The 25606-nt window shown below is 73.6% G+C and carries 27 protein-coding genes; 13 read left to right on the top strand and 14 right to left on the bottom strand.

The features are described 5' to 3' along the window. Positions 1-15: 15 nt before the first annotated feature. The 5 genes from ACQPXD_RS39090 (at position 16) to ACQPXD_RS39070 (ending at position 5084) form a co-directional block, all read left to right on the top strand. Positions 16-555, top strand: coding sequence for a SigE family RNA polymerase sigma factor (locus ACQPXD_RS39090; protein WP_432827154.1), 540 nt, complete (start codon positions 16-18; stop codon positions 553-555). After that, positions 542-1666, top strand: a complete 1125-nt coding sequence (locus ACQPXD_RS39085) for a hypothetical protein (protein ID WP_432827152.1) — start codon at positions 542-544, stop codon at positions 1664-1666. The genes ACQPXD_RS39090 and ACQPXD_RS39085 overlap by 14 nt, the downstream gene beginning before the upstream one ends. 83 nt (positions 1667-1749) lie before the next feature. Continuing rightward, on the top strand, positions 1750-2694 hold the full coding sequence (locus ACQPXD_RS39080; RefSeq protein ID WP_432827150.1) for an acyltransferase domain-containing protein: 945 nt from the start codon (positions 1750-1752) through the stop codon (positions 2692-2694). A gap of 49 nt (positions 2695-2743) precedes the next feature. After that, positions 2744-3352, top strand: coding sequence for a class I SAM-dependent methyltransferase (locus ACQPXD_RS39075; RefSeq protein ID WP_432827148.1), 609 nt, complete (start codon positions 2744-2746; stop codon positions 3350-3352). Between the two features lie 685 nt (positions 3353-4037). Beyond that, positions 4038-5084: a Clp protease N-terminal domain-containing protein gene (locus tag ACQPXD_RS39070; RefSeq protein ID WP_432827146.1), complete on the top strand. Its 1047-nt coding sequence runs from the start codon at positions 4038-4040 to the stop codon at positions 5082-5084. Positions 5085-5212: 128 nt separating this feature from the next. Here ACQPXD_RS39070 and ACQPXD_RS39065 read toward each other — a convergent pair whose 3' ends face one another. Further along, complete coding sequence (locus ACQPXD_RS39065) at positions 5213-5788, bottom strand: TetR/AcrR family transcriptional regulator (RefSeq protein WP_432827144.1); 576 nt, start codon at positions 5786-5788, stop codon at positions 5213-5215. A 7-nt stretch (positions 5789-5795) separates the two neighbouring features. Beyond that, complete coding sequence (locus tag ACQPXD_RS39060) at positions 5796-6647, bottom strand: SDR family NAD(P)-dependent oxidoreductase (protein WP_432827142.1); 852 nt, start codon at positions 6645-6647, stop codon at positions 5796-5798. Positions 6648-6817: 170 nt separating this feature from the next. On the opposite strand from ACQPXD_RS39060, the gene ACQPXD_RS39055 reads away from it, so the two are divergent. From ACQPXD_RS39055 to ACQPXD_RS39045, 3 genes are read left to right on the top strand one after another with little or no spacing between them, the layout of a single operon-like run. Continuing rightward, complete coding sequence (locus ACQPXD_RS39055) at positions 6818-8107, top strand: sensor histidine kinase (RefSeq protein ID WP_432827140.1); 1290 nt, start codon at positions 6818-6820, stop codon at positions 8105-8107. Then, positions 8059-8700, top strand: coding sequence for a LuxR C-terminal-related transcriptional regulator (locus tag ACQPXD_RS39050; RefSeq protein WP_432827138.1), 642 nt, complete (start codon positions 8059-8061; stop codon positions 8698-8700). The genes ACQPXD_RS39055 and ACQPXD_RS39050 overlap by 49 nt, the downstream gene beginning before the upstream one ends. Positions 8701-8711: 11 nt before the next feature. Next, the gene (locus ACQPXD_RS39045; protein WP_432827136.1) at positions 8712-9464 is read left to right on the top strand and encodes a putative protein N(5)-glutamine methyltransferase; all 753 of its coding nucleotides are present in this window, start codon (positions 8712-8714) and stop codon (positions 9462-9464) included. A gap of 19 nt (positions 9465-9483) precedes the next feature. Here ACQPXD_RS39045 and ACQPXD_RS39040 read toward each other — a convergent pair whose 3' ends face one another. The 11 genes from ACQPXD_RS39040 to ACQPXD_RS38990 all read right to left on the bottom strand — a co-directional run bounded on the left by ACQPXD_RS39040 (position 9484) and on the right by ACQPXD_RS38990 (position 19930). After that, positions 9484-9978, bottom strand: a complete 495-nt coding sequence (locus tag ACQPXD_RS39040) for a ferritin-like domain-containing protein (protein WP_432827134.1) — start codon at positions 9976-9978, stop codon at positions 9484-9486. A gap of 145 nt (positions 9979-10123) precedes the next feature. Next, on the bottom strand, positions 10124-11284 hold the full coding sequence (locus ACQPXD_RS39035) for an NAD(P)/FAD-dependent oxidoreductase (protein ID WP_432827132.1): 1161 nt from the start codon (positions 11282-11284) through the stop codon (positions 10124-10126). Continuing rightward, positions 11281-11583, bottom strand: a complete 303-nt coding sequence (locus tag ACQPXD_RS39030; RefSeq protein WP_432827130.1) for a bifunctional 3-phenylpropionate/cinnamic acid dioxygenase ferredoxin subunit — start codon at positions 11581-11583, stop codon at positions 11281-11283. The genes ACQPXD_RS39035 and ACQPXD_RS39030 overlap by 4 nt, the downstream gene beginning before the upstream one ends. Next, positions 11583-12716 carry an aromatic ring-hydroxylating oxygenase subunit alpha gene (locus ACQPXD_RS39025; RefSeq protein ID WP_432827128.1) on the bottom strand — a complete coding sequence of 378 codons (1134 nt, stop codon included), beginning with the start codon at positions 12714-12716 and terminating at the stop codon, positions 11583-11585. The genes ACQPXD_RS39030 and ACQPXD_RS39025 overlap by 1 nt, the downstream gene beginning before the upstream one ends. Then, positions 12713-13669, bottom strand: a complete 957-nt coding sequence (locus tag ACQPXD_RS39020; protein ID WP_432827126.1) for a glycine betaine ABC transporter substrate-binding protein — start codon at positions 13667-13669, stop codon at positions 12713-12715. The genes ACQPXD_RS39025 and ACQPXD_RS39020 overlap by 4 nt, the downstream gene beginning before the upstream one ends. A 15-nt stretch (positions 13670-13684) precedes the next feature. Next, positions 13685-14524, bottom strand: coding sequence for an ABC transporter permease (locus ACQPXD_RS39015; protein WP_432827124.1), 840 nt, complete (start codon positions 14522-14524; stop codon positions 13685-13687). Next, on the bottom strand, positions 14514-15488 hold the full coding sequence (locus tag ACQPXD_RS39010; protein ID WP_432844120.1) for an ABC transporter ATP-binding protein: 975 nt from the start codon (positions 15486-15488) through the stop codon (positions 14514-14516). Before ACQPXD_RS39010 ends, ACQPXD_RS39015 begins: the two co-directional genes overlap by 11 nt. A gap of 31 nt (positions 15489-15519) precedes the next feature. Further along, complete coding sequence (locus ACQPXD_RS39005) at positions 15520-16167, bottom strand: ABC transporter permease (RefSeq protein WP_432827121.1); 648 nt, start codon at positions 16165-16167, stop codon at positions 15520-15522. A 3-nt stretch (positions 16168-16170) separates the two neighbouring features. Continuing rightward, positions 16171-17370, bottom strand: coding sequence for an N-methyl-L-tryptophan oxidase (solA, locus tag ACQPXD_RS39000; protein ID WP_432827119.1), 1200 nt, complete (start codon positions 17368-17370; stop codon positions 16171-16173). Positions 17371-17503: 133 nt separating this feature from the next. Beyond that, on the bottom strand, positions 17504-18709 hold the full coding sequence (locus ACQPXD_RS38995; protein ID WP_432827117.1) for a PucR family transcriptional regulator: 1206 nt from the start codon (positions 18707-18709) through the stop codon (positions 17504-17506). Positions 18710-18754: 45 nt separating this feature from the next. Further along, positions 18755-19930 carry a cystathionine gamma-synthase gene (locus ACQPXD_RS38990; protein WP_432827115.1) on the bottom strand — a complete coding sequence of 392 codons (1176 nt, stop codon included), beginning with the start codon at positions 19928-19930 and terminating at the stop codon, positions 18755-18757. A 112-nt stretch (positions 19931-20042) separates the two neighbouring features. On the opposite strand from ACQPXD_RS38990, the gene ACQPXD_RS38985 reads away from it, so the two are divergent. The 3 genes from ACQPXD_RS38985 to ACQPXD_RS38975 all read left to right on the top strand — a co-directional run bounded on the left by ACQPXD_RS38985 (position 20043) and on the right by ACQPXD_RS38975 (position 22774). Then, on the top strand, positions 20043-21428 hold the full coding sequence (locus ACQPXD_RS38985) for a bifunctional 3-(3-hydroxy-phenyl)propionate/3-hydroxycinnamic acid hydroxylase (protein ID WP_432827113.1): 1386 nt from the start codon (positions 20043-20045) through the stop codon (positions 21426-21428). 155 nt (positions 21429-21583) lie between these two features. Beyond that, on the top strand, positions 21584-22195 hold the full coding sequence (locus ACQPXD_RS38980; RefSeq protein ID WP_432827111.1) for a TetR/AcrR family transcriptional regulator: 612 nt from the start codon (positions 21584-21586) through the stop codon (positions 22193-22195). A 72-nt stretch (positions 22196-22267) separates the two neighbouring features. Then, a complete protein-coding gene (locus ACQPXD_RS38975) occupies positions 22268-22774 on the top strand; it encodes an RNA 2'-phosphotransferase (RefSeq protein ID WP_432827109.1) in 507 nt (168 codons plus the stop codon). Here the strand turns inward: ACQPXD_RS38975 and ACQPXD_RS38970 are convergent. Beyond that, on the bottom strand, positions 22758-23135 hold the full coding sequence (locus ACQPXD_RS38970; protein WP_432827107.1) for a hypothetical protein: 378 nt from the start codon (positions 23133-23135) through the stop codon (positions 22758-22760). The two genes, ACQPXD_RS38975 and ACQPXD_RS38970, sit on opposite strands and share 17 nt — an antisense overlap. A gap of 115 nt (positions 23136-23250) precedes the next feature. Here ACQPXD_RS38970 and ACQPXD_RS38965 point away from each other — a divergent pair, with 115 nt between their 5' ends. Together ACQPXD_RS38965 and ACQPXD_RS38960 are read left to right on the top strand one after the other, a co-directional pair. Continuing rightward, complete coding sequence (locus ACQPXD_RS38965; RefSeq protein WP_432827105.1) at positions 23251-24975, top strand: DEAD/DEAH box helicase; 1725 nt, start codon at positions 23251-23253, stop codon at positions 24973-24975. A 32-nt stretch (positions 24976-25007) separates the two neighbouring features. After that, entirely contained in the window at positions 25008-25532 is a 525-nt protein-coding gene (locus tag ACQPXD_RS38960; RefSeq protein ID WP_432827103.1) for an NADAR family protein, read from the top strand. The last annotated feature ends 74 nt before the right edge of the window (positions 25533-25606 follow it).

Genomic DNA, 25606 nt, shown 5'->3' with positions numbered 1-25606 from the left:
GGCAGGAGGACCCGGATGACCCGAGCACCCGAACCACCCGAAGGCTTCGCCGAGTTCGTGGCCGCGCGCTCCCACGTGCTGCTGCGGGCGGCGTGGCTGCTGACCGGCGACGCCGGGCGGGCCGAGGACCTGCTACAGACCGCGCTTGCCCGAAGCTGGCAGCACTGGGACAGGATCGCCAAGGGCGGCAATCCCGAGGGGTACGTCCGGCGGGTGCTCTACAACACGTACATGAGCTGGTGGCGGCGGCAGTGGCGGGGGGAACTGCCGAGCGCGGCGCCGCCTGACCGGGCCGGTGCCGAAGACCTCGCCGCCGAGTCGGCCGCCCGCGACGGGTTGCGTCGCGCCCTGGCGCGCCTGACCGGCCGGCAGCGGGCGGTGGTCGTCCTGCGGTACGTCGAGGACCGCACGGTCGCCGAGACGGCCGAGCTGCTGGGCTGCTCGGCCGGCACCGTGAAGACGCTGGCCTTCCGGGGCCTGGAGGCGCTGCGCGCGGACGCCGCCGTGCGATCGCTGCTCACCGGCGAAGGAGTTGAGCACCATGACGCATCCTGACGGCGGCCGCGACATCGGCAGGCTCCTCGAGGCGCTGGTGCCCGAGCTCGCGGCGCCGCCCGACCGGCTGGCCGCGGTCGGCCGCCGGGTGCGGCGCCGGCGGCTGCGCGCCGGCGTCCTGGCCGCGGCGTGCGTCGCCCTCGTCCTGCTCGGCGGGGTGGTCGCGGTCGCCGCCGGCCGTCCGGACACCAACGGGACGGCCGGCCCGCAACGGCCGGTCGCCGGCGACTGCCCGGCGACGCCGCCGCGGTTCGAGTACGCGAAATCGGACCTGCCGTCCACCGCGCCCGGCGACCTGGCGCCGCACGGCGCGGTCCGTGCCGTCTTGTGCCGCTACAACCCGGTGCCCGAGCTGCATGTCCAGCGCCCCGGCCCGCCGCGGCGGCTCGTCCTCACCCGCGATGTCGCCGGCCTGGTCACCGTGCTGAATGGGCTCCCGGCCAAATCCGGCATCGACCCCTGCTTCCTGGCCGGCGACGGCGGCGGGTACCTCATCCTGGAGTACGGCGACGGCGCGAAGGCGACCGTCGAACTCGCCGGCAGCTGCGGGTACGTCCGGCGCGGCGCGATCACCCGCTATCAGGGCGGCGATGCGGTGGAGGCGTTCGACGCCCGGTTCACGGCGCAGGAGCTCGCGGTGGCCAGGCCGGCCGACGTGCCCGCGGCCGGCTGCGTCCAGCGGCTCACGAGCGGACCGGCCGACGGCAGGTACAGCCCGGATCCGGCCTCCGACGTCTGGATGTACACCTACGGGCAGGACCACCGCTATCTGCCGGTGCCGCTCGCGGTCGTCACCGCATGCCGGTACGTGCGCGGCCCCGACGGCGACTGGGACCGCACCGGCCAGGTCACCGACCGCGGCGTCGCCCGCGACACCGCGACGGCGGTGGAGGCGGCGGCGAAGACGGCCGAGGGCGAGATCCCGTACATGAACTGTTCGTCCCGGCCGACAACGGTAGACGTCCTGATGCTGCGGGACGTGGTCGGGGAGACCCGCGAGGTGCGGGTCACCCGCGACGGCTGCGCGGTGGTGACGTTCGACTTCGACGGCGCCCCACCGTCCGCCGCGCTCGACAGCGTCCTCGACGGTCTGCTGGGCCGGCCGCGGTAGGCCAGAGCCGGAACTACCGCTGCGTGGACACGACGGGATCGACGGGTACACCCGGATCGACACCGGCCGGTAAGGTCGTCCGCGTGGACCTGGACGACATCGCCGCCCGGCTGGGGGTACCCGTCGAGGACGTCGACCGCGTGCACCGGCTCGCCGGCGACCGGCCGTCGGCTCCGCTGCCCGCCAAGGCCGACGCGCCCGCGATCCTCGACCGGCTCGCGGTGCGGCCGGACGACACCGCCGAGATCATGGCGGGCTGGCCCGACCCCGACTCTCCACTGTGGACTCCGGAGCTGCGCTGGCTGCTGGACCGCTCGATCGCCCTGCTCCGCGCCGATCTCGGGGGCCACGGCTGGCTGTCGCCCGGTCCGGAGCTGCCGCGCGAACGGGGCCTCGCCTGGCGGCATCTCTACGTGTATGCGTACCTCGCCCTCGTCGACGTCGTCACGGAGTACCACCGCGACCACGACATCGCCGATGCCGTGTCGTGGGCGACCCTCGCGGATCTGGGCCGCAACCTCGCGATCGACCGGCGGATGCACGGCGAGGGCTGGCCGGTCATGCAGAGCTGGCTGACGCTGCACGCGCGCGGCGGCCTCTACGAGCTGGGCCGGCTGCAGCACCAGCGCGGCGGCACCGCCATCGACCTGCACATCCCCGAGTCGGGACCGATGACCCCGGAGGCGGTCGAGGCGTCGCTCGACAAGGCCCGCGCGTTCTTCCCGCGCCACTTTCCCGACGAGCACTACACGGCCTTCGCCTGCGGCTCGTGGCTGCTCGACCCGCAGCTGCTGGAGTACCTGCCCGGGGACTCCAACATCGTGCGGTTTCAGCGGAGGTTCGAGCTGGAGCCCTACGAGGAGCCGGAAGGGCTGGACGCCGACGTCGAGGTGCTGCGGTTCGCGTTCCGCACCCTGACCACACCGCTCGACCAGCTGCCGCGCCGCACCGTGCTCCAGCGCGCGATCGCCGACCACCTGAAGGCCGGCCGCCACTGGTACTGGCGCCGCGGCCGCTTCCCGATCTAGCCCGGGCGAAACAGGCGGTCTGCGCGACCGGGGGTCATATAGTCGCGCGGTGGACAGGGAGCGGGTTCGGCAGGCATACGCGTCCGTTGCGGAGCTCTACATCGAGCTGTTCGGTTCGAGCCGGCAGGTCCACGCCGACGACCTGGCCTTCATCGGACGGCATCTGGCGGGCCGGCCCGGCACGGTGCTCGATCTGGGCTGCGGGCCCGGCCACATCACCGGTCACCTCCGCTCGCTGGGCGTCGACGCGACGGGAATCGACATCGTCCCCGAGTTCATCGCCCATGCGCGGGCGGCCCACCCGAGCGGCAGCTACCAACTCGGGTCGATGGAAGACCTCGACGTCGCCGACCACTCGATCGCCGGGATCCTGGCCTGGTACTCGTTGATCCATCTACCGCCGCAACGGCTCGACGGCGTGCTCGCCGAGTTCCGGCGAGCAATGGTCCCGGCCGGAACGCTGGTGCTCGGCATGTTCGACGGTGACGAGGTGGCCGCCTTCGACCACAAAGTCGTGACCGCCTATCGCTGGCCCGTGGACGAGCTCGCCGAGCGACTGATGCGAGCCGGATTCACGGAAGTCGAGCGCCTGCGGCGGCCCGGCGAGGGCGCTCACCGGCCGCACGCCGCCGTCGCGGCAACGGCCAGGCAACGGTGATCGGGCGGATCGGGTCAGGCCGGCTCGTGCGGCGTGGCGCGGCCGAAGGTCGGCGCTGGCCAGGCGTAGCGGCTGGAAGTCTCCGTGATCATGCTCCACCCGGCATCGACACCAACGGTCTTTCATGATCACGGAGTGGTGATGTACCCCTGTGTACCGAAAGGTTCCGGGATCATGGCAAACCCGGTGTGCGGACATCGCGGGCATCATGATCACGGAGACATACGTCCGGCCCGGCCGCGCGCATCGGAGGTTATGCCCGGCGGGCGCGACATCCGCACCGGTCCGCCGCGCCGCCGCCCCGCCGCGCCGCGCCGCCGCCCCGCCGCGCCGCGCCGCCGCCCCGCCGCGCCGCCCCGCCGCGCCGCCCCGCCGCGCCGCCCCGCCGCGCCGCCGGCGGCCACCAACGCCCAGCCTGCGACGGCCGCCGGCGGCTGACATCAACCAGCACGATCAGGCGCTGGCCTCGTATGCCACACCAGCGAACGTGATCTTCTTGCTTCCGGGCAACGCTGCTCGGCCGTGGCCGCTGAACGCCGCCGAGCGGATCGCGTATCTGATCAACACCGACGGTGGCCAACCACGGCAACGAGTCGCCGTGGTTGGCCACCGTCGGTGTCGCAGAGCGGGCCGAGGATACGGCGCTGGCTCGCGGTTCGGTTCGCAGTCGGGTAGAAAGTGCGTCGTGTTCGAACGGTTCACTGCCGAGGCGCGGCAGGTGGTGGTGCTCGTGCCGCACTACGCCATCGCCGCCGGCCGGTCGGAGATGACCCCGGCCGATCTCGCCGCCGCGCTGGCCGCCCGGCCGGTCGGCAACACCGCCGGTATCTGGACGTCGCCCGAGCCGCCTGAGCCGGCCGAACCCGCAGGCGCCCAAGACGGGCGCCTGGCGCCGACGGCGCCGCACCGGTTCGATGAGGCGGCGCGAGCGGTCCTGACGCAGTCATTGCGTGTCGCGGTCGCCGAGGCGGCCCCGCACATCGGCACCGAGCACCTGCTCGCCGCGCTCGTCCGGAGCGGGCCGCCGGACGTCGTGGCGGAGCTCGGCACGCGGGGTGCGACGGCCGAAACAGTCGATGCGCTGCTCGCCCGGCTGGCCGGAGGGCTGGGCACCGAAGGGCCGCCGGAGGAGCCGCGGGCCGTTGGCGGGACGGGCTCGGCCCTGAGCTACACACGCCTGACGGTCGACGCGCGCGCCGTTGTGCGGGAAAGCGCCGCGCTGGGCCGGGCGGCCGGACGCGCCAACGTGACGCCGGTCGACCTGGCCACGGCGCTCGCCTTGTACGACGGAGGCAACGTGGTCCGGGTGTGGACCGCGCCGCCGGTACCGCCGCCGGAGCCCGCCCCGCCGATCGAGGACGTGGCCTCGCTGTCCGGGCCGACCGAGCGGGTGCTCACGGCGGCCGCAGTGATCGCGCGGGAGACGGGCTCCGCGCAGGTGGGCACCGAGCACCTGCTCGTGGCGCTGATCCAGCACGGCCACCCCGAGGTCGTGACGCTGCTGGCCGAGCGGGGCGGCACCGCCGAGGCGGCCGGCGTCCTGCTCGCCGAGCTGGCCGGCGGTCCCGGTGCCGAGAGGCCGCCGGAGCCCATCTCGGGCCTACCGCCCGCAGCCCGGCGGCCCGCGCCGCGCCCGGTATCGGGACGGCGGGCGATCGTCGCGCTGGTCGCCTTGGTCCCGCTGCTCGTGATCGTGGTGGTGTGCATCCTGGGCCCCATCTTCGGTCCGTGATCGGGCCGGGCGGCAACGTGTGCACGCAGCCGGCGCGCCCGCCCCCGGAACGGATGATGTGCTCGGTCAGGCCGGCGCTCCCTTGCGCACGCGCGGGCCGCCGGCGGCGCCGTCAGACTGGGGCGGCTTTACCGGGTGAAGCCGGTGAGGAGCGGCCAGGTCTGGGTGGCCATCTCGTCGGGTGTGCCGGGGCAGCCGCGCTGCAGCCAGTCGGCGGCTACGCCGATGAGGGCGCCGGCGGTGAACGCGGCGGGCACGTCCAGCGGGAGGTCAGGCGGCGCCGCGTCGGTCGTGGCCGGGCAGGTGGCGAGGTGGACGGCTGTGGTGGTGCGGCGGCGGATGTGGTCGATGACCCGTGCGCTGCCGTGCGGGCCCAGCAGGCTGCGGTAGAGGCCGGCGTGCTGGGCGAGGCTGGCGAAGAACGCCCGCAGCGACCGGGTCGGGTCGGGGTCGAGGGCGGTCAGGGACTCGACCAGGTCGTCGATCATGGCGGTGCAGGCGGCTTCGGCCAGTTCGTGGACGTCGCGGTAGTGGTCGTAGAAGGTCGAGCGGCTCACTTCGGCCCGGTCGGCGACGTCGGCGACGCTGAGCTGGGACAGGTCCTGTTCCTCGACGAGCTGGATGAGCGCGCGCTGGAGTGCGGCGTGGGTGCGCCGCACGCGCCGGTCGCCGGTCGAGGGGTTGGTGTTTCGGGTCGTGACCACGGTCCCGCTAGTCCGCCGTCGAGGTCAGGTCGGCCGAGCGCTGCCACAGCCGCTGGGCCAGGTCCGGGTCCGTGGCCTGCTCGTTCCTGGGGTCCTCGCGGGTGAGCCGGTGGAAGTAGACGCCGTTCGCCGAGTGCGGATCCGCGATGGTGGCGAGCCGCAGCAGTGGTTCGGCGCCCTGCTCGGGCGTGAGCAGCGCGGCCTTGGCGGCCTTGCCCAGCGGACTGTTCACGAGCGCCCATTGCCAGGCGTTGTCACGGGCGACCTCGGTGGCGACCGCTCCGGGGTGGAACGCCGACGTGGTCACCGCCGTGCCTTGCGTCCGGCGCGCGAGCTCCCGGGTGAACAGGATCGTGGCCAGCTTGGACGCGCCGTACACCCGCATTGTGCGGTAGCGGCCCCGGGTGCTGTCCAGGTCGTCCAGGTCGAGGTGCGCCTTGCGATATTGCGCGCTGCCCGTGTTGATGATCCGTGCCCCGTCCGGGGCCGCGGCCAGCCGGTCCAGCAGCAGGTTGGTCAGCAGGAACGGCGCCAGATGGTTGACCTGGAAGGTCAGCTCGTGGCCGTCGGCGCTGACTTTGCGGCTGGCGAACATGGCGCCCGCGTTGTTGGCCAGGACGTCGATCCGCTCGTAGGTGCCCAGCAGGTCGGCGGCGAGTCTGCGCACGTCGTCGAGCGATCCGTAGTCCACCAGATGCCGCCGGCCGCCGGCCCGGGCCGCGATCGCGGCCGTCTTCTCCGGTGACCGGCCCACCACGGCCACGGTGGCGCCCAGTTCGGCGAAGCGGCTCGCCGCCGCGGCGCCGATCCCGGCGCTGGCGCCGGTGATCACGACGACTTTGCCTCGGAAGTCCGGCACTGCACACGCTCCTGTCGCTCCGGTTGGTCGGCCTGCCGGATCCTACGTTAGCCTACAGATGTAGGAATGCCTACGACTGTTGTGTAAGTGGCCGGAGCGCGCTGTCCACCAGGGAAATATGGGGGGCTAGACCTACTGTCCCGGCGGGTGCGGGCGGACAGAATGGCGACATGAGGGTCTGGCCGTTTGTGCGCCGGGGGCTGGTGACCGTCGGGCGGGTGGCGTTGGTGGGGCTGGTGTCGCTGCCGGTCGGCATCGTGCTCGTCGTGCTGACGGTGGTGTCGTTCGCGTCGACGGCGCTCGGGGTGGGGCTGGTGTTCGCGCCGCTGGTGCAGCTGTTGGTGCGGCGGTATGCGGGGATGCGGCGGCGGCTGGCGGGGCAGTGGTCGGGGGTCGTCGTCCCGAGCCCGTATCGGGTGCGGCCCAAAGGGGCGTTCGTCGGGTCGCCCAAGCGGTGGCTGTGGCTGGTGCGCGACCCGGCGACCTGGCGTGACCTGCTGTGGCTGGTGGCGGGGGCGCCCGTCGGGTTCGGGCTGGGCGTGCTGACGCTCGCGGCGCTGGGGTACGGCGTGCAGGGGCTGATCCTCGTGCCCGTCGTCGCCGCCGCGGGGGCCGACTGGTACGGCTACGGGGTCACCTGGCCGATCGACGACCCGGCCGACTTCCTGCTCGTGCCGCCGCAAGGTGCGCTGATCACCGCCGGGGCGCTCTACGCCGGGCCGTGGGTGCTGTGGGCGCTCGCGCGGTTCGATCTCGCGCTGCTCGGGCCGGCCCGGGGCGCGGCATTGCGCAACCGCGTCGAGCGGCTCACCGAGACGCGCACGCAGGTGGTCGACGCCCAGGCGGCCGAGCTGCGGCGGATCGAGCGGGACCTGCACGACGGGGCCCAGGCGCGGATCGTGGCGCTCGGCATGAGCCTGGGCATGGCCGAGGAGATGGTGATCCGCGACCCGGCCGCGGCGCAGGCGCTGATCGCCGAGGCGCGGGAGGCCAGCGGGCTGGCGCTGGCCGAGCTGCGCCACCTGGTCCGCGGCATCCACCCGCCGGTGCTGGCCGAGCGCGGGCTGGTCGGCGGGCTGCGGGCGCTCGCGCTGACCATGCCGCTGCCGGTGGAGGTCGAAGGCGAGCTGCCGGGGCGGGCGGCGGCGCCGGTCGAGTCCGCGGCGTACTTCGCCGTGGCCGAGGCCCTGGCCAACGTGGCCAAGCACAGCGGCGCCACGGCCGCCTGGGTAAGGTTGTCGTACCTCGGCGACGCCCTCTGCCTCGGCGTCGGCGACGACGGCGTGGGCGGCGCCGCCGCGCGGGCCGGCTCGGGGCTGGCCGGGGTCGAGCGGCGCCTGGCCGCCTTCGACGGCAGCCTCCGAGTCGACAGCCCGCCCGGGGGACCGACCGTGCTGACCATGGAGCTGCCGTGCGCGTTGTCATCGCCGAAGACCTCGCCCTACTCCGCGACGGGCTGATCCGGCTGCTCGGCGCCTACGGCTTCGAGGTCGTCGCCGCCGTCGACAACGGCACCGACCTGCAGGGTGCGCTGCTCGAGCACCGGCCCGACGTGGCCGTCGTGGACGTACGACTCCCGCCGACATTCACCGACGAGGGACTGCGCGCGGCCATCGCCGCCCGCGCCGTCGCGCCCGGGCTGCCCATCCTGGTGCTGTCGCAGCACGTGGAGCAGCTGTATGCGCGGGAGCTGCTCTCCGACCGCCGCGGCGGCGTCGGCTACCTGCTCAAGGACCGGGTCGCCGGGGTCGGGGAGTTCGTGGACGCGGTGCGCCGGGTGGCGGCCGGCGGCACGGCGATGGACCCGGAGGTGGTGTCGCAGCTCCTGGCCCGCAACGCCGGCGCGCCGACCCGGGCGCTCACCCCGCGGGAGCGCGAGGTCCTCGGCCTGATGGCGGAGGGCCGCTCCAACGCGGCCATCGCGACCCGGCTCTTCGTCACCGAGAAGGCGATCGGCAAGCACATCAACAACATCTTCGCCAAGCTGGATCTGCCCCCGTCCGAGGACGACAACCGCCGCGTCCTCGCCGTCCTGGCGTACCTCGACAAATGAAGGACACGATCGTGGCGCGACTGCGTGCCGCCGGCTGCGTCTTCGCTGAGGAGGAGGCGGACCGCCTGATCGGCGCCGCCCGCGACGAGCAGGCGCTGGAGGCCATGCTGGTGCGCCGCACCGCGGGCGTGCCGCTGGAGCACGTGCTCGGTTATGCCGATTTCGCGGGGGTACGCCTTGCGGTCGCCGACGGGGTCTTCGTGCCCCGCCACCGCACCGAGCTGCTGACCGCGACCGCCCGGGCGCTGCTGCACGACGGCGCCACCGTGCTCGACCTGTGCTGCGGCACCGGCGCGCTCGGGCTGGTCGCGGTGCGGGGCTTCGCGCGGGTGCGCCTGGTCGCCGCCGACATCGACCCGGCCGCCGTCGCCTGTGCCCGGCGCAACCTGGCCGCCGTGACCGCGGAGGTGTTCGAGGGCGACCTGTTCGACCCGCTCCCGGCCGGCCTGCGCGGGCACGTCGACGTGCTGCTGGCCAACGTGCCGTACGTCCCGACCGCGGAGATCGCCTACCTGCCCGAGGAGTTCCGCGTGTACGAGCGCCGCACCGCCCTCGACGGCGGGCCGGACGGCCTCGACGTGCTGCGCCGCGTGGCCGCGGTGGCGCCGCGGTGGCTGGCCCCGGGCGGGGCGCTGCTCACCGAGGCCGGCCCGGACCAGCTGCCGGCCGCGCACGCGCTGCTGCGCGCGGCCGGCCTGCGCCCGGCGACGGTGACCGACGAGGACACCGAGACCAGCGTCGTCGTGGGCCGCCGCGGCCGGTGAAGCCGCGGCGGCCGACCGGTCAGACGCTCATCACCACCCGCTGGCCGAGCTCGTGGCTGATGCGCTCGAAGGTGCCCGCGTTCTCCTGCTTCTGCACCAGGTTGGTGCGCAGCACCTGCGCGCACTGCATCTCGCCCATGAGCAGGGCCTTGTCGATGAGGCTCTGGTAGGCGGCCATGCCGAAGTGGGCCAGCTTCGTCTCCGCGTCGACGGTGTAGATCTCCATCGCCTCCATCGACGGGCGCTGCTCGGTGAAGGCCTGAAACTCCGCCCGCATGCCGTCGAGCGCCATACACGGCACGTCGTCCGGCTCCATCTCCATCATCGCGAAACACGTCTCGATGTTCTGGATCTTCTGCTGGCCCTGCTGCTGCTGGGCGCGCAGGATCTGGGCCAGCGGACTCTGCTCCGCCTGTCCCAAGATCTCACCGACCAGTTGGTTGCTCTTGCGCTCGGCGTCGTACATGCCCGACAGCTCGTAGAGGAACAGGTCGGCCGGGTTGTCGATTGCCATCTGCTTCTCCTGCCTGGGTTGGGGTCCATGGGTGGTGCCGGACGCGCTCTACCCGCCGGGCCGTCACTTTCACGCCGCCGGCCCAGGTGGCGCCCCGCCCTGGAGGGTGGTTCGCCGACCGGCAGCTGAACCGCTTCACTGGGGGCTAGGGCACGAGCAGGCGGCGCCAGCGGCCGAACAGCCGCGGATGGTCGATGGCGAGCACCGCGACCGGCTCGCCGAGGCGCTCGTAGACGGCGACGAGCGGCTCGGCGGAGACGGCGCGGACGTGTTCGCCGCCGCGCAGGTGGCCGGCGAACTGCAGGCGCACGCCGAACTGGTCGGACCAGAAGTACGGCACGGCCCGGTAGCCGTCCTCGGGCGTGCCGGCCGCATCGCCGCGCAGCAGGGCGGAGACCGCCACGACGGGCTGCTCGATCGCCGCGGTCCAGTGCTCCAGGCGGGTCGGTTCGCCGGTCCACCCGTGCTCCGGCCGGGCGCAGTCGCCGACGGCGAAGACGTTCGGCAGCACCGTGCGCATCGCGGCGTCGCAGCGCACCCCGTCGTCGATCCGCAGGCCGGAACCGGCGAGCCAGTCGACCGCCGGACGGGCGCCGATCCCCACCACGACCACCTCGGCCGGCAGGACCCGCGAGTCGGTGAGCACCACCGCGTCCACCCGGCCGGCCCGCTGCCGGACCTCGGCCACGCCCACGCCCGTGAGCAACGCCACCCCGTGCGCGGCGTACAGCCGGGCCAGCTCCCGGCCCAGCGGCACGCCGAGGACGCCGCCGAGCGGCACCGGCTGCAGCTCCACGACGGTCACCTCGGCGCCGAGCGCCGCCGCCGTCGAGGCCACCTCCGCCCCGATGAAGCCGGCGCCGACCACCACCAGGCGCACGCCCGGCAGCAACCGCGCCCGCACCGCCTCCGCGTCGTCGACCGTGCGCAGGGTGTGGACCCCGCGCAGCCGCGCCGCACCGGGCAGCTTCCGCGCGGCGGCGCCCGTCGCGATCACCACGGCGTCGCCGCGGACCTTGCTGCCGTCGGCCAGGCGCACGGCGCCGGCCGGCGGGTCCAGCGCCACCGCGGGCACGCCGAGCCGCCAGCGCAGCTCCAGCTCCTCCTCCGGCGGGGACAGGTCCAGGCTGGCGCGGTCCACCGCGCCGGCGAGGTACGCCTTCGACAGCGGCGGCCGGTCGTAGGGGCGCCACGGCTCGGCGCCGATGATGGTGACCGGACCGTCGAACCCCTGCTGCCGCAGCGCGCGGGCGGTGGACAGCCCGGCCAGCGACGCGCCGACGACGACCACGGAGCGGGGGCTCATGTGTCCACGACCACGTCACCGTCCTCGACGCGCACCGGGAACGTGCGGACCGGCCGGACCGCCGGCGGGCCGCTGGGCTCGCCGGTGCGCAGGTCGAACAGCGACGCGTGCAGCGGGCACTCGACCGCGACGCCCTCGACGAAGCCGTCGGAGAGCCATGCGTCCTGGTGCGTGCACCGGTCCTCGACCGCGTACAGCTCGCCGTCCACGTTGAACACCGCGACCCGCTGCGGCCCGTCCAGCACCGCCACCTCCCCGGGCGGCAGCTTCGCCAGCGGGCACACGGTGTGCCGGGCCATCAGAGCGCTCCCATCCGGGAGCGGTACCAGTCGTAGTACCAGCCGCCGATGATCTGCGCCTCCAGCGGCACCAGCACCCCGCCGGCGCGGTAGGCCCGCGACGTCATGTTCGGCTGGCACCACTGCGACGCCGCGAAGTCCTGCTCGTTGATCCGGTGGAAGATCTCCACCGTGTCGCTCGGGTCGAACCCGGGCGCCTGGGCGACCTCGCGGTCGAAGAGCCAGTCGCACACCACGACGGTGCGCTCGGGGGAGACCGGCTCGAACCGGTGCACGATGGCGTGGTCGGGCAGCAGCGAGACGAAACAGTTCGGGCGCAGCACCATGCCGAAGTACTTGCGCTCGTCCTCGGCCGCCAGCCCCGGCAGCAGCGGGAAGCGCGCCTGGCCGGTGATCGAGAACGCGTCGAGCCCGTCGGCGAAGCCGTAGCCGTCGGTGTGGTACTCGCCGTCGCCGAGCCGGTCGAACGAGGCGAACGTGGGGATCGCCCGGATGAGCTCCGGGTGGATCGTGCCGCAGTGGTAGCACTCCTGGAAGTTCTCCTGGATGATCTTCCAGTTCGCCGCCACGTCATAGGTCTTGCGGGCGCCGACGACGAGCTCACCCAGGCGCCAGCGCTCGATCCGCTCGGGCTGCCCGCCGAAGCGGTAGCCCAGCTGCGGTTCCAGCTGCGCGGCCAGCGGCTCGGGGTCCTCGGCCAGGTTGACCCAGACCAGCCCGGCCCACTCGGCGACGGCGACCGGCACCAGGCCGTAGCGGTCCCGGTCCAGGTTTGCCATGGCGCTCCAGTTGGGCGCGGTGAGCAGCCGGCCGTCCAGCGTGTAGGTCCACGCGTGGTAGGGGCAGCGGATCGCGTTGCCGAACTCGGCGCTGTCGGTGAGGCAGAGCCGGGCGCCCCGGTGCCGGCACACGTTGAGGAACGCCCGGATCGTGCCCGCCCGGTCGCGCAGCACGATCACGTTGTCGGGGCCGACCTGCCGGCGGACCGCCCGGCCGGGGCCGGTCAGCTCGTCGGCGCGCACCACGTACATCCACTCCCGGGCGAAGATCCGCTCCTGCTCCGCGGCGAAGACCGCCGGGTCGGTGTAGGCGTGGCCGGGCAGCGTCGGCGCCAGCGACCCACCGGCCGTCATTGCAGGAACTTCTCGTCGGTCAGCCACTGCTTGACGACGTCCGCCGGCTCCAGGCCCTTGTTGTCGACCTCGGCGTTGAGCTTCTGCATGGTCTCCGTGGTGAGCTTCTGCGCGACCGGCGCCAGCAGTTCGGCGATCTTCGGATACTTCGTCGAGGTCTCCTGCCGCATGGTCAGCGCGGCGTTGTACACCGGGAAGAAGTTCTTGTCGTCGGCGAGCACCACCAGATTGAGCGGGCTGATCCGCCCGTCGGTGGCGAAGACCTCACCGAAGTTGCAGGTGGAGCCCTTCGCCGTCTCCGTGTAGATGACGCCGGTCTCCAGCATCTTGATGTTGTCCTTGGGTACGTCGATGCCGTAGGCGGCGAGCATGCCGGGCATCCCGTCGTCGCGGGTGGAGAACTCGCTCTCGATGCAGAAGGTCGCCTCCGCCGGCTTCTCCTTCGCGATCCGGGCGACGTCGGACAGGCTCTTGACGCCGAGGCTGCCGGCCTTGTCCTTCCTGATCGCCATGGCGTAGGTGTTGTTCAGCGGCGCGCGGTCGGACCAGACCACCTGGTTCTTCGCCAGGTCGTCCTTGGCGACCGCGTCGAACTGCTGCTGCGGATCCGGAATCGGCTTGGTGTTCTTCAGGTAGCTGATCCAGCCGGTCCCCGTGTACTCCCAGTACAGGTCGATCTGCGACGAGGTGAGCGCCTCCCTCGTCGTCACCGATCCCTTGATGTTGGTCTTGTCGACGACCGTGGCGCCGTTGGCCTTCAGCATCTGCATGGTGATCTGGCCGAGCAGGATCGACTCGGTGAAGTCCTTGGAGCCCACGACGAAGGTCGCCCCGGCGAAGATGCTGGACTGGCTGGAGGTCTCGACGTCGTCGGTGGGTGGACTGCAGGCTGAGGTCGCGCCGGCGGCAAGGATCAGGACGCCGGCCAATACGGAGGCTGGGGTGCGACGCATGGGTTCCCCCTTCGATCACAGGCCGCGAGGGCGCAGAATTCGCTCGGCGACGTTGCCGAGCCAGTCGACGAAAAAGGCGATGGCGCAGGTGAGCAGGCCACCCGTGACCTGCACGGTGGTGCGTTGCAGCTTCAGGCCGTTGATGATCATGTCGCCGAGGCCGCCGGCGTTGACGAACGTCGCCAGGGTCGCGACGCCGACGCACAGGACCAGCGCGGTGCGCAGGCCGGCCAGCATCACCGGGATGGCGAGCGGCAGTTCGACGCGCCACAGCACCTGCATGGGGCGCAGCCCCATGCCGCGGGCGGCCTCCACCAGGGCCGGGTCGACCTGCTGGACGCCGGCGATGGTGTTGCGCAGCACCGGCAGGACGCTGGACGCGACGAGCCCGATGATGGCGATGCGGAACCCGACCCCGAAGCGGATGGTCAGCAGCACCAGCAGGCCGATCGCCGGCACGGCCTGGCCCGCGTTGGCCAGCCCCAGCACCAGCGGGGTGAACCGGCGCGCCCGGGGCCGGGTGAGTGCGACCCCGAGCGGCATCGCGATGAGCACGACCAGCAGCGCGGCGGTGAACGTGAGCAGCAGGTGCTGGCCGACCGCGGTCCTGACGTAGCTCGCGTTCAACGTGCGCCGCTCGATCGAGTCGAGGTCGCTGCCGCCGACCCACCACCACAGCAGCAGCAGGACCACGGCCAGGCCGATCGGCGTGACGGCCAGCCGCAGGTACTCCGGGACGGCCGACGTGAACATCGAGGGCCGCCGCGCCGCGGCGGGGGCCAGCGTCGGGTCGGCCATGAGCGGATCGGCCAGGGCCTCGTCGGCCAGGGCGGACGAGACGCGCTCAGTGTTCATCGGGCCTCCCGGCGCCGAGCACCGCACGGATCGCGTCGAACGTCAGCCGCCCGCGCACGGCGCCCCCTTCGTCGCGCACCAGCAGGTGCGGCCGCGGCGAACCGACCAGCCGGTCGAGGGCCTCCTTCAGCGACGTCGACGGGGTGACCTCGGGCGCGTCGTCCGGCGCCGCCGCGTCGTCCGGCTCCAGCGTGGCATCGTCCACCGTGGACAGTCCGAGGCGCTGCAGCGCCGCGTCGGACCCGCGGAAGCCGGCGACGTAGTCGTCGGCGGGCGCGGCGAGGATCCGCTCCGGGGTGTCGTACTGCACGACCCGGGACCGCTCGGCGAGCACCACGATCCGGTCGCCCAGGCGGACCGCCTCGGCGAAGTCGTGGGTGACGAACACGACGGTCTTGCCGAGGCTCTGCTGCAGCGTGCGGAACTGCCGCTGCAGCCGGTCGCGGGTGATCGGGTCGGTCGCGCCGAACGGCTCGTCCATGAGCATGACGGGCGGGTCGGCGCCCAGCGCCCGGGCAACGCCGACGCGCTGTTGCTGTCCGCCGGACAGCTGCCGGGGATACCGGCGGGCGAAGACGCCGGGGTCGAGGTCGACCAGCTCGAGCAGTTCCTCGACCCGGGCCCGGACCCGGCCGCGCGACCAGCCGAGCAGCCGGGGCACCAGCGCGATGTTGTCGGCGATGGTCATGTGCGGGAAGAGCCCGATCTGCTGGATCACGTAGCCGATGCCGCGGCGCAGCGTGTCCGGGTCCATGGCGGTCACGTCGGTGCCGTCCAGGGTGATGCGCCCGGACGTCGGCTCGATCAACCGGTTGATCATCTTCATCGTGGTCGTCTTGCCGCAGCCCGACGGGCCGAGGAAGCAGACCGTCTCACCGGCCCGGATGTGCAGCGTCACGTCCTCGACGGCGGCGGCCGGCTGGCCGGGGTAACGCTTGGTCACCGCCTCGAGCGCGATGTCCACCCCCGCCGTGGTACCGGCGGGCGCTGTTGCATCAGGCACGGATCCCCCTCGATGTGGTCAGCCGGCGCAGCACCACGAAGCCCGCGTCGAACAGCAGCGCGAGCAGTACCACGCCGAGCGTGCCGGCGAGTGCGTCGTTGAGCGCGTTGACCGAGCCGAGGCGCTGCAGCCCCGTGAAGATCCGGTTGCCCAGCCCCGGCCCGGCCACGTAGGCGGCGATCGCCGCGATGCCCATCGCCAGCTGGGTGGCGACCCGGATGCCGGCCAGGATCACCGGCCAGGCCAGCGGCAGCTCGACACGCAGCATGGTCCGCACGCCGCCGAGCCCCATGCCCCGGGCCGCCTCGATCAGGGCCGGGTCGACGGCCCGCAGCCCGGCGACGGTGTTGCGCACGATGGGCAGCAGCGAGTAGATGACCAGGGCGGTCAGCGACGTGGCCCAGCCGAGGCCGAGCAGCGGCAGCAACAGCGTCATGAGAGCCAGCGACGGCACCGTGAACAGGCCGCTGGTCACGGCGACCGCGATCGCCGAGGCGCGCCGGCTGCGCCAGACGACGGCGCCGATCAGCACGCCCAGCACGGCCGCCATCAGCACCGACGCGAAGACCAGCAGGGCGTGCTGGCCGGTCTCGTAGACCAGGTACTCGCGCCGGTAGGACAGGTACTCCCAGAACGTCATGGCTCAGTGCCCGGCCGCCGCGCCGGTGAACAGGAAGTCGGTCGGATGGGCCGGGTCGGTCAGGGCCGGCCGGTCCGCGGCGAACGGGGCGATGGGGTGGTCGGTACCGCCGTCGCGGGCCAGGTCCGCCAGGATCGAACCGGCCAGGCCGGCGAACTTCGCCGCGTGCCCGGCGCCGACGAACACGGCGATCCGCGGGTGCCCGGGCAGCAGGTCGAGGATGAAGTTGCGGTCCGGTGTCAGGTCGTACACGCAGGTCTTCGTGACCAGCTCCGGGCCGAGCGCCGCGGGCAGGTGCGCGGCGAGGAACGCGGTCAGCTCGTCGCGCTGCGCCGGGTCCGGGTCCCAACTGCGGGTCTCCTGCGTGACGATCGTGCCGCTGACGTCCCGCCCGGCCTTGACCGCGGCCTCGCCGTAGACCGGGAAGCCGTAGTAGGTCCGGTCCGGGCCGTGCCAGATCCAGATGCCGAACCGTTCCGGGCCGAACTCGTCCAGGTTCGCCGTCGCGTAGTAGGTGACCTGCTCCTGCGTGAGCGTGATCGGCAGCCGCACGCCGAGGCTCTCCGCCAGCGGCCCGGTCCACGAGCCGGCGGCCAGCACGAGCGAGTCCGCCGCGAACGTCCCCGCGTCGGTGTGGGCCTCGACCCGGTCCGGCAAGGACACCAGGCGCCGCACCGGCGTGCGGTCGGCGAAGGTGACGCCCGCCTGGCGGGCCAGCGCCACGTGCGCCGCGTTCGCCCGCCGGATATCGAGAATGCCGGAGTCGGCCTGGTACAGCGCGACGACGTCGTCGTCGATGTGCCACTGCGGCCAGCGGGCGCGGATGCCGGCCGCGTCCAGCGCCGTCGAGCTGATGCCGACCGCCGCGAGCGCCGCCGCGTAGCTTGCCACCTGCCGCTCGCCGTCGGCGCCGATGCCGAGGTCGAGGCCTCCGGTCGGCACGATCAGGCGCCGGCCGGTGCGCCGCTCGACCTCGTGCCACGCGGCGTAGCTGGCCCGGCCGAGCGAGGTGTAGTCGGTGCTGTGGTACGCGTACCGGATGATGCGCGAATGGTCCTCGGAGGCGCCCAGCTCGTGCCCGATCTGGTACTGCTCCAGGACCAGCACGTCGCCGCCCGAGCGCTCGGCGAGCCAGAACGCGGTGGCCGCTCCGATGGCGCCGCACCCGAGGACGATGTGCCGGAAGCGGGCGGTCGTTGCCATGGCGGCTCCTGTCCTGCGCCGGAGCGGGGGCGATCCCGCGTCGCCCCTTACCCTGGCGCAGCGCCCGCCGCGCGTCTTCAGCACGGCGTCGAGGCGTGCGCGGCGCGCCTTTGACAGGTGTCGAAGTCTCGGCTCAGGCGGCGAGCGGCGCGGCCGTCCCCGTCCCGGTGTGCCCGCCGCCCTGCATCCGGCGCAGCTTGATCGCCAGGTGCACGAGCAGCCGGTCGGCGCCGTCGGACAGCGACAGGCCGGTGAGCGCCTCCACCCGCTCGAGGCGGTAGTACAGGGTGGCCCGGTGCACGTGGAGCAGCCCCGCCGCGCGCTGCTTGTCACCGCCGCAGTCCAGGAACGTCTCGACGGTGGTCAGGAGGTGCTCGGCGGTGCCCGCGTCGAGCAGCGCGGTGAGGCCGGCCGGCAGCATCGCCGCCGTCAGCACGTCGCGCGGCAGCTGGCCCAGCAGCGCATACGGACCGAGCCGCTCCCAGCAGGCCACCCCCTCGAAGTGCGGGACGGCGGCGGCCGCGTCGGCGGCGACGGAGGCCTGCCGCCAGGCCGTCGGCGCGGCGCGCAGCCCGGTCACGACGCCGCTCGCCCCGACCGCGAACCGCGGCCCGACGCTCTGCCCGAGCTGGACGGCCATGCCGGCCAGGACGCCGGCGCTGAGCGTGGGACGGCTGACCAGCACCAGCGCCCGGTGCGGGGAGCAGTCCACGAGCGTGGTCCGCGGCGGGAACAGCCCGGCGAACCGGTACAGCTGCGCCCAGCAGTCGCTCAACGCCTCGGCCTCACCGGCCCGCGGCCGCACCAGCAGGACCCCGACGTCCGAGTCGTCCGCGATGAGCCCCCGGCGGCGCAGATCCTCCGCGGCGCCGGCGGCGCGCGCGGCGTCGGGACCGGTGACCTCGTCCAGGAGCCGGGCGACCAGCTCCCGGTTGCGGTCGGCGACGACGAGCCGCTGATGCAGCAGCTCGGCGATGCGCGCGGCCGCCCGGCAGCACGCGTCCAGCTCCGCCTCGCCGATGCGGGCGTCGCGCTCGATGAGCCACATGAACCCGACCGGCATGCCCAGGTGGCGCAGCGGAACGACCAGCCGGGGCGCCAGCTCCAGCGCCGGGTTGGCCGGAAGCCGCAGCGGGCCGTCGGCGGCCACGATCCGCTCGAAGTGCACGTCCTCGGGCCTGGTCCGGCGATGCAGCAGCGACCAGACCCGCGGCGGATCGGCGTCGCCGAAGTCCTCGCTGACGGCAATGAGCCGCAATCCGTGATCATCGATAGCGACGGCGCGCCGCAACGAGCCGGCCAGCGCGTCCACGATCTCCTGCACCTGCTCGACCGTCATTGGCCGACGATATGCGGGCCGCGTAACGGTCCAGTAAAACTCCCGTCAACCGGCGCGCAGCGCCTGCTCCAGATCGTCCAGCAGGTCATCGACGCTTTCCAGGCCCACGGAGAGCCGGATGAGGGAGTCGGGGACGACCACCGGCGTCCCGCCCGTGGTGCAGTGCGTCATCCTCGCCGGGTTCTGGATCAGCGACTCGACGCTGCCGAGCGACACCGCCAGCGTGAACAGCCGGGTCCGGGCGCACAGCGCGGCGGCCTCCTCGGCCGTGCCGTCCAGCTCGAAGGAGACCACCCCGCCGAAGCCGCTCATCTGGGTCTTCGCCACGTCGTGCCCGGGATGGCCGGGCAGGCCGGGGTAGTGCACCCGCCGCACCCGGGAATGTCCCGCCAGGTACTCGGCGATGCGCTGGGCCGAGCCGCACACCTGCGCCATCCGCATCGGCAGCGTCTTGATCCCGCGCAGCACCAGCCAGCTGTCGAACGGCTGCCCCATCGTGCCCAGCGCGCCGCTGTGGAACCCGATCGTCTCCGCGACATCGGCGTCCGCGGTCACCAGCACGCCGCCGGTCACGTCGGAGTGCCCGGACAGGTACTTCGTCGTGGAGTGCATGACGGCGTCGGCCCCGAACGCCAGCGGCTGCTGCAGCACCGGGGAGGCGAAGGTGTTGTCCACCACGAGCCGGCTGCCGTTGGCGCGGGCGAGCGCGGCGACCCCGGCGATGTCGGTGACCCGCAGGCTGGGGTTCGACGGCGTCTCCACCCACACGAGCGCGGTCTGCGGGCGCAGGGCCGCGGCGACCGCGTCGAGGTCGGTCATGTCCACGACGCTGTAGTCCAGGCCCCACCGGGCGGTGATCCGGCTGAACAGGTCCCACGTGCCGCCGTAGACGTTGTCCGGGATGATCGCGTGGCCGCCGGTCGCGCACAGCGCCAGCACGGCCGTGGTCGTCGCGGCCATCCCGGAGGCGAACGCGAACCCGGCCGTCCCGCCCTCCAGCGCCGCGACGCACTCCTCGAGCGCGGTCCGGGTGGGATTGGCGATGCGGGAGTAGTCGTAGCCGTCGCCCAGCACGACCTGCCGCTCGAACGTGGCGGCCTGATAGATCGGCACCACCAGGGCGCCGTTGTGTTCCGAGGGGTACTGCCCGGCGTGCACGGCCCGCGTCGCCGGTGCACGGTGCTCGTACCGTCGCGCGGCACGCAGGCGATCGTCCTTCATGCTGCCGGATCTCCCACGAGGCTCAGGGTGTCATCCGGGCGGCGGCGGACCATCCGGCACCGCGTCGCAGGTCTCGCGCGGCCGGTTCGTCATCTGTCGTAACCTCGGGGCCGTGGATCGCGTCGTGGTGGTCGGGGCCGGGCCGGTCGGCGTCGCCGCGGCGATCCTGCTCGCGCGGCGCGGCGTGCCGTGCCTGGTGATCGACCGGTATGCCGAGCCGTATCCGTTGCCCCGGGCCGTGCACCTCGACGACGAGGCGGTGCGCATCTTGCAGGAGCTCGGGGTGGCCGAGGAGTTCCTGCGGGTGAGCCGGCCGGGGCTGGGCCTGCGGCTGCTCGACGGCCGGCACCGGGTGATGGCCGAGTTCCGCCGCGGCACCGCGGCCGGGCCGCACGGCTACCCGCAGGCCAACATGTTCGACCAGCCCGACCTCGAGCGCCTGCTGCGGGCCCGGATGGCGCGGCTCGGCCCCCTGGTCGAGTTCGTCGGCGGCGCCGAGGTCTTCGCGGTTTCGTCGTCCATCGTCCGGTACCGCATGATGGAGAACGGCACCGAACACGCCGTGCCGGCCTCGGCCGTGCTCGGCTGCGACGGGGCCAACAGCACCGTGCGGGGGCTCATCGGCGCGCGCCTGGAGGACCTGGGCTTCGCCGAGCGCTGGCTGGTCGTCGACGGCGTGTGCGACGCCGACCTGGACGCCTGGGGCGGCGTGCACCAGGTGTGCGACCCGCGCCGCGCGGCGACCTTCATGCAGCTGGGCCCGCGGCGGTACCGCTGGGAATTCCGCCTCTTCGACGGCGAGCCCGATCCCGACCTGGACGTGCTGCTCGCACCGTGGCTGCGGGGGACCGGGGTGCGGATCGTGCGCCGGGCGGAGTACACCTTCCGGGCGAACATCGCCGACCGCTGGCGCTCCGGCCGGGTCTTCCTGCTGGGCGACGCCGCGCACCAGACCCCGCCCTTCATCGGCCAGGGCCTCGGCGCCGGCCTGCGCGACGCCTACAACCTGGCCTGGAAGCTCGCCGACGGTGCCGACGACCTCCTCGACTCCTACGAGCGCGAGCGCGCCCCGCACGTGCGCGCCCAGATCCGGCTCGCCATCGTGGCGGGCTGGGCGATGACCGGCGGGCAGGACCGGGCGGCCGCGGTGCGCCGGGTGATCCTCGGCGCGATCTGGCGCCTGCCCGGGCTGAAGGGCCTGGCGCTGCGCTCGACGAGCCCTCCGCTGCGCGGCGTCGGCCGCGGCCGCCGGGCCGGCACGCTGGCGCCCCAGCCCCCGATCGTCTGGGAGGGGCGGCCGGCCCGGCTCGACGAGGCGCTCGGCGACGGCTGGGCGGTGCTGCACCCGGGGCCGCCGCCCCGGTGGAGCGACGGCGGTCACCGCCTGATCCGGGTGACGCCCGCGCTCGACCCGACCGGCGCGCTGCGCCGCTGGCTGCGCGGCCGGGCGGTGGTGCTGCGCCCGGACCGCGTGGTGCATCAGGCGCGGCGCTCCTGAGCGGCTCGCGAGCGCTTGCGCCATGGGTCCGGGTCGCGCCAGGTCCGGGCCTGCATCAGGCCGAGTAGGGCAGCCCGTTGCCGGCGAAGAACCCGGCGACGAAGGCGAGGAGGACGGTGAGCAACATGATCCCTCCGATGCGTACAATCGGATTCGTGACTCCGATTGAACCATGCGGAGTGCTTACTCCGGATGTCAACAAGCCGCTGCGCGCCGACGCCCGGCGCAACCGGGCCCGGGTGCTGGAGGCCGCCGAGGCGGTGTTCGCCGCCGAGGGGGTCGGCGCGTCCACCGAGGCGGTCGCCAAGCGCGCCGGGGTCGGCATCGGCACCGTGTTCCGGCACTTCCCGACGAAGGAGGCACTGCTGCAGGCGGTGCTGGTCGAGCGGCTGCGCGCCCTCGCCGGGCACGCCCGCGTCGCCGCGCGGGACGAGGACGCGGGCCGGGCCCTGTTCGGGTTCCTGGAGCACGTCGTGGCGCAGAGCGCGGCCAAGAACGCGTTCGCCGACGCCCTGGCCGGGGCCGGCATCGACGTGGCCGGCGCGGTCGGCGAGGTGCGCGACGAGCTGTACGAGGCGGTCGACGCCCTGGTGCTGCGGGCGCGGGCGGCGGGGGCGGTGCGGGCCGACGTGGGCGCGGCCGAGGTGTTCGGGGTGCTCGTCGGCGCCTCGCACGCGGCGCTGTGGGCCTCGGACGAGACCCGCGCCACGGTGATCGGCGTCATCCTGGACGGGCTGCTTCCTGGACGGCCCGGGAAAATGCGGTGAGCCAGGTGGCCTCCGGGGCGCACAATCGAGGCCGCTATGGAACACAGTCAGTTAGTCAAGATCAGTAAGCGGATGTCCAAGGTGCTCCGCCACGACCCCGAGCGCGTCGGGCTCACCCTCGACCGCGCCGGCTGGGTGCCGGTGCCGGAGTTCCTCGCCGCGATGGGCCTGAGCCGCGAGACCCTCGACGCGGTCGTGGCCGGCAGCGACAAGCAGCGGTTCGCCGTGGCCGTCGGCGACGACGGGGTGGAGCGGATCCGCGCCAATCAGGGCCACTCGGTGCCGGTGGAGCTGGGCCTGGCCGAGGCGGAGCCGCCGGAGCTGCTCTTTCACGGGACGAGCCGGGCCGTGCTCGCCTCGATCCAGGCCACCGGGATCAACAAGGGTGGCCGCCACCACGTGCACCTGTCGCCGGACACCGACACCGCGCGGCGGGTCGGGGCCCGCCGGGGCGGCGCCATCGTGATCCTCACCGTGCTCGCCGGGGAGATGGGCCGGGCCGGGCACGCGTTCTACCGGTCGGACAACGGGGTATGGCTCACCGATGCCGTGCCGCCCGAGTTCATCCGGACCGCGTGAGCAGCCGCTCCAGCACGGTCGCGAGCGGGATCGACTCGCCGTCGCGGGCGCCCTCGCCGATGATCAGCCGGGCCGGCGCCGGCACCGGGTCCGCGCCGGTCAGCCAGGCCCGGGCCGACGCGGGGACGAGCAGCGAGTAGTACTGCCCGGCCTCGGAGACGGCGAGCGTGCGGGCCGGGTCGAGGTACCACCCCCGAAGCGACGTACGATAGGTGTGCCCGGTGTAGGAGCGGGCCCGCAACGGCACCGGTGCCGGTCCGGACTCGCGGGCGGCGGCGACAAACCGGGCGATCAGCTCCGCTGCTTGCGCGGCCTCGGCCTCCCGGCGCCGCTCCAGCTCCGCGCCGTGATGCGCGACCATTCGCGCACGCTGAGTTTGCCAGTCCTCCGCCATCGCCGAACCCTACCCGTCACAGGCCACCACCGCGGGTTTGGGATGCTAGAGGGGCCAGAAACGCGCAAGTGAGGAGCTCCCAGTGACCGCGAGCATCGAAGAGGATGACATTATCGGCTTCGCCGACCTGGGGCTGCGCGACGAGCTGCTCAAGGCACTGACCGGCCTCGGTTACGAGGAACCGACCCCGATCCAGCGCGAGGCCATCCCGCCGATGCTGGCCGGCCGCGACCTGCTCGGCCAGGCGGCGACCGGCACCGGCAAGACCGCCGCCTTCGCGCTGCCGCTGCTGCAGCGGATGCCCGCGCCCGGCGGCGACAACCCGTCGGCGCTGGTCCTGGTGCCGACGCGGGAGCTCGCGGTGCAGGTTTCCGAGGCCATCCATCGGTACGGCCGGGATCTGGGCGTCCGCGTCCTGCCCATCTACGGCGGCCAGCCCATCGGCCGCCAGCTGCGCTCCCTCGAGCTCGGCGTCGACGTGGTGGTCGCCACCCCCGGCCGGGCCCTGGACCACCTCGGCCGCGGCACGCTGCGCCTGCACGACCTGCACGTCGTCGTGCTCGACGAGGCCGACGAGATGCTCGACATGGGCTTCGCCGAGGACATCGAGGCGATCCTGGCCGAGACCCCCGAAGATCGTCAGACGGTGCTCTTCTCCGCCACGATGCCGCCGCGCATCGACGGCCTGGCCCGCAGCCACCTCAACGACCCGGTCCGCATCCAGATCGGCCGCGAGCCGACCCCGGCCGGCGAGGCCCCGCTGGTCCGCCAGGTCGCCTACGTGGTGCCCCGCGCCCACAAGCCGGCCGCCCTGGGCCGCGTCCTCGACGTCGAGGCGCCGGGCGCCGCGATCGTGTTCTGCCGCACCCGCGACGAGGTCGACCAGCTCACCGAGACGCTCAACGGCCGGGGGTACCGCGCGGAGGCCCTCCACGGCGGCATGGGCCAGGAGCAGCGCGACCGGGTGATGGCACGCCTGCGCAACGGCACCGCCGACCTGCTCGTGGCCACCGACGTCGCCGCCCGCGGCCTGGACGTCGAGCACCTCACCCACGTCGTCAACTACGACGTGCCGTCGGCCCCGGAGTCCTACGTCCACCGCATCGGCCGGGTCGGCCGCGCCGGCCGCGAGGGCGTCGCGATCACGCTCGCCGAGCCGCGCGAGCACCGCATGCTCAAGACCATCGAGCGCGTCACCAAGCAGCGCATCGCCGTGGAGAAGGTCCCCTCGGTGGCCGACCTGCGGGCCCGCCGCCTGGAGCTGACCCGGGCCTCGCTGCAGGAGAGCCTCATCGCCGACATCGACCTGGAGCGCTTCCGGGTGGTCGTGGAGTCGCTCGCCGACGAGTTCGAGATCATGGAGATCGCGCTGGCCGCGGTCAAGCTGGCCCACGAGGCGACCGGCGTGGGGGAGGGCGACCAGGAGGAGATCCCCGACGTGACCCTGCGCCAGCCGCGCGACCACGACGAGCGCCCCGGCCGGCGGGTCAGCGTCCGCGACACTGACGGCCACGTCCCGCGCCGCGGCCGCGAGGCCGGCGGCCGCCGGCCCGCGACGGGCGGCATGACCCGCCTGTTCGTCGGGGCGGGCCGGGCGGCCGGCATCCGCCCGCAGGACCTGGTCGGCGCCATCACCGGGGAGTCGAGCCTGACCGGCCGCGACATCGGCGCCATCGAGATCACCGACCGCTTCTCCCTGGTCGAGGTCCCCGACAGCGCCGTCGACGAGGTCATCGACACCCTGCGCCACACCACCCTGAAGGGCCGCCGCCCGATCGTGCGCCGGGAGCGCCCCCGGCCGGCCTAAAACTGTCGTACCCCACCGCTAACCTCCCGGGCATGACCGACGACCGGCTGTATTTCTACTCCGGCTCCGCCGACGCCCCGCCGGGCCAGGGCGTCCACGAGCACGTCGCCGACCCCGGTGCCTATGCCGCGCTGGCCGCCGTCCGGCACTGGCGGCGCATGCTGTCCAACTTCTGGCCGGCCGACTTCCGCCTGGGCGACCGCACCTACCGCACCGTGGAGCACGCCTTCCAGGCCGCCAAGATCGCCCTCGTCGACCCGGCACTCGCCGAGCGCTTCGCTCTGGAGAGCGGCGCCGACCTGGCCCAGGGCGACGGCGCCGCGGCCCGCAAACACCGCAAGATCGCCCTGCTCGACGAGCCCCGCCTGCGCCGCTGGGACGAGACCAAGCACACCGTCATGCGCGACGCCATGCGCGCCAAGTTCGCCCAGCACACCGACCTGCAGGCCGTGCTGCGCGCCACCGCCCCGGCCGAGCTGTGGCACGGCTTCGGCCGCGGCCAGCCCCCGATGCGCATGCCAGACCTGGAATCCGTCCGATCGGCCCTCCATCCCTGACCACAGCGCCGCCCGCCCAGTCCTTAGATCCGCCTCCGCCTCCGCCTCCGCCTCCGCCTCCGCCTCCGCCTCCG

It is taken from the genome of Dactylosporangium sp. CA-092794, assembly GCF_050948465.1.
In the GTDB taxonomy this organism is placed as follows: Bacteria; Actinomycetota; Actinomycetes; order Mycobacteriales; family Micromonosporaceae; genus Dactylosporangium.
This window is presented reverse-complemented; position numbering and strand designations above follow the sequence as displayed.

Bases quoted from the DNA above. Each gene is read 5' to 3' on its own strand.
- ACQPXD_RS39035 (WP_432827132.1), bottom strand. From the start codon at position 11,284: ATGAGCCCCCGCTCCGTGGTCGTCGTCGGCGCGTCGCTGGCCGGGCTG.
- ACQPXD_RS39055 (WP_432827140.1), top strand. From the start codon at position 6,818: ATGAGGGTCTGGCCGTTTGTGCGCCGGGGGCTGGTGACCGTCGGGCGG.
- ACQPXD_RS39005 (WP_432827121.1), bottom strand. From the start codon at position 16,167: ATGACGTTCTGGGAGTACCTGTCCTACCGGCGCGAGTACCTGGTCTAC.
- solA (WP_432827119.1), bottom strand. From the start codon at position 17,370: ATGGCAACGACCGCCCGCTTCCGGCACATCGTCCTCGGGTGCGGCGCC.
- ACQPXD_RS39040 (WP_432827134.1), bottom strand. From the start codon at position 9,978: ATGGCAATCGACAACCCGGCCGACCTGTTCCTCTACGAGCTGTCGGGC.
- ACQPXD_RS38990 (WP_432827115.1), bottom strand. From the start codon at position 19,930: ATGAAGGACGATCGCCTGCGTGCCGCGCGACGGTACGAGCACCGTGCA.
- ACQPXD_RS38960 (WP_432827103.1), top strand. From the start codon at position 25,008: ATGACCGACGACCGGCTGTATTTCTACTCCGGCTCCGCCGACGCCCCG.
- ACQPXD_RS39020 (WP_432827126.1), bottom strand. From the start codon at position 13,669: ATGCGTCGCACCCCAGCCTCCGTATTGGCCGGCGTCCTGATCCTTGCC.
- ACQPXD_RS38995 (WP_432827117.1), bottom strand. From the start codon at position 18,709: ATGACGGTCGAGCAGGTGCAGGAGATCGTGGACGCGCTGGCCGGCTCG.
- ACQPXD_RS39085 (WP_432827152.1), top strand. From the start codon at position 542: ATGACGCATCCTGACGGCGGCCGCGACATCGGCAGGCTCCTCGAGGCG.
- ACQPXD_RS38975 (WP_432827109.1), top strand. From the start codon at position 22,268: ATGTCCAAGGTGCTCCGCCACGACCCCGAGCGCGTCGGGCTCACCCTC.
- ACQPXD_RS39015 (WP_432827124.1), bottom strand. From the start codon at position 14,524: ATGAACACTGAGCGCGTCTCGTCCGCCCTGGCCGACGAGGCCCTGGCC.
- ACQPXD_RS39090 (WP_432827154.1), top strand. From the start codon at position 16: ATGACCCGAGCACCCGAACCACCCGAAGGCTTCGCCGAGTTCGTGGCC.
- ACQPXD_RS39025 (WP_432827128.1), bottom strand. From the start codon at position 12,716: ATGACGGCCGGTGGGTCGCTGGCGCCGACGCTGCCCGGCCACGCCTAC.
- ACQPXD_RS39030 (WP_432827130.1), bottom strand. From the start codon at position 11,583: ATGGCCCGGCACACCGTGTGCCCGCTGGCGAAGCTGCCGCCCGGGGAG.
- ACQPXD_RS38970 (WP_432827107.1), bottom strand. From the start codon at position 23,135: ATGGTCGCGCATCACGGCGCGGAGCTGGAGCGGCGCCGGGAGGCCGAG.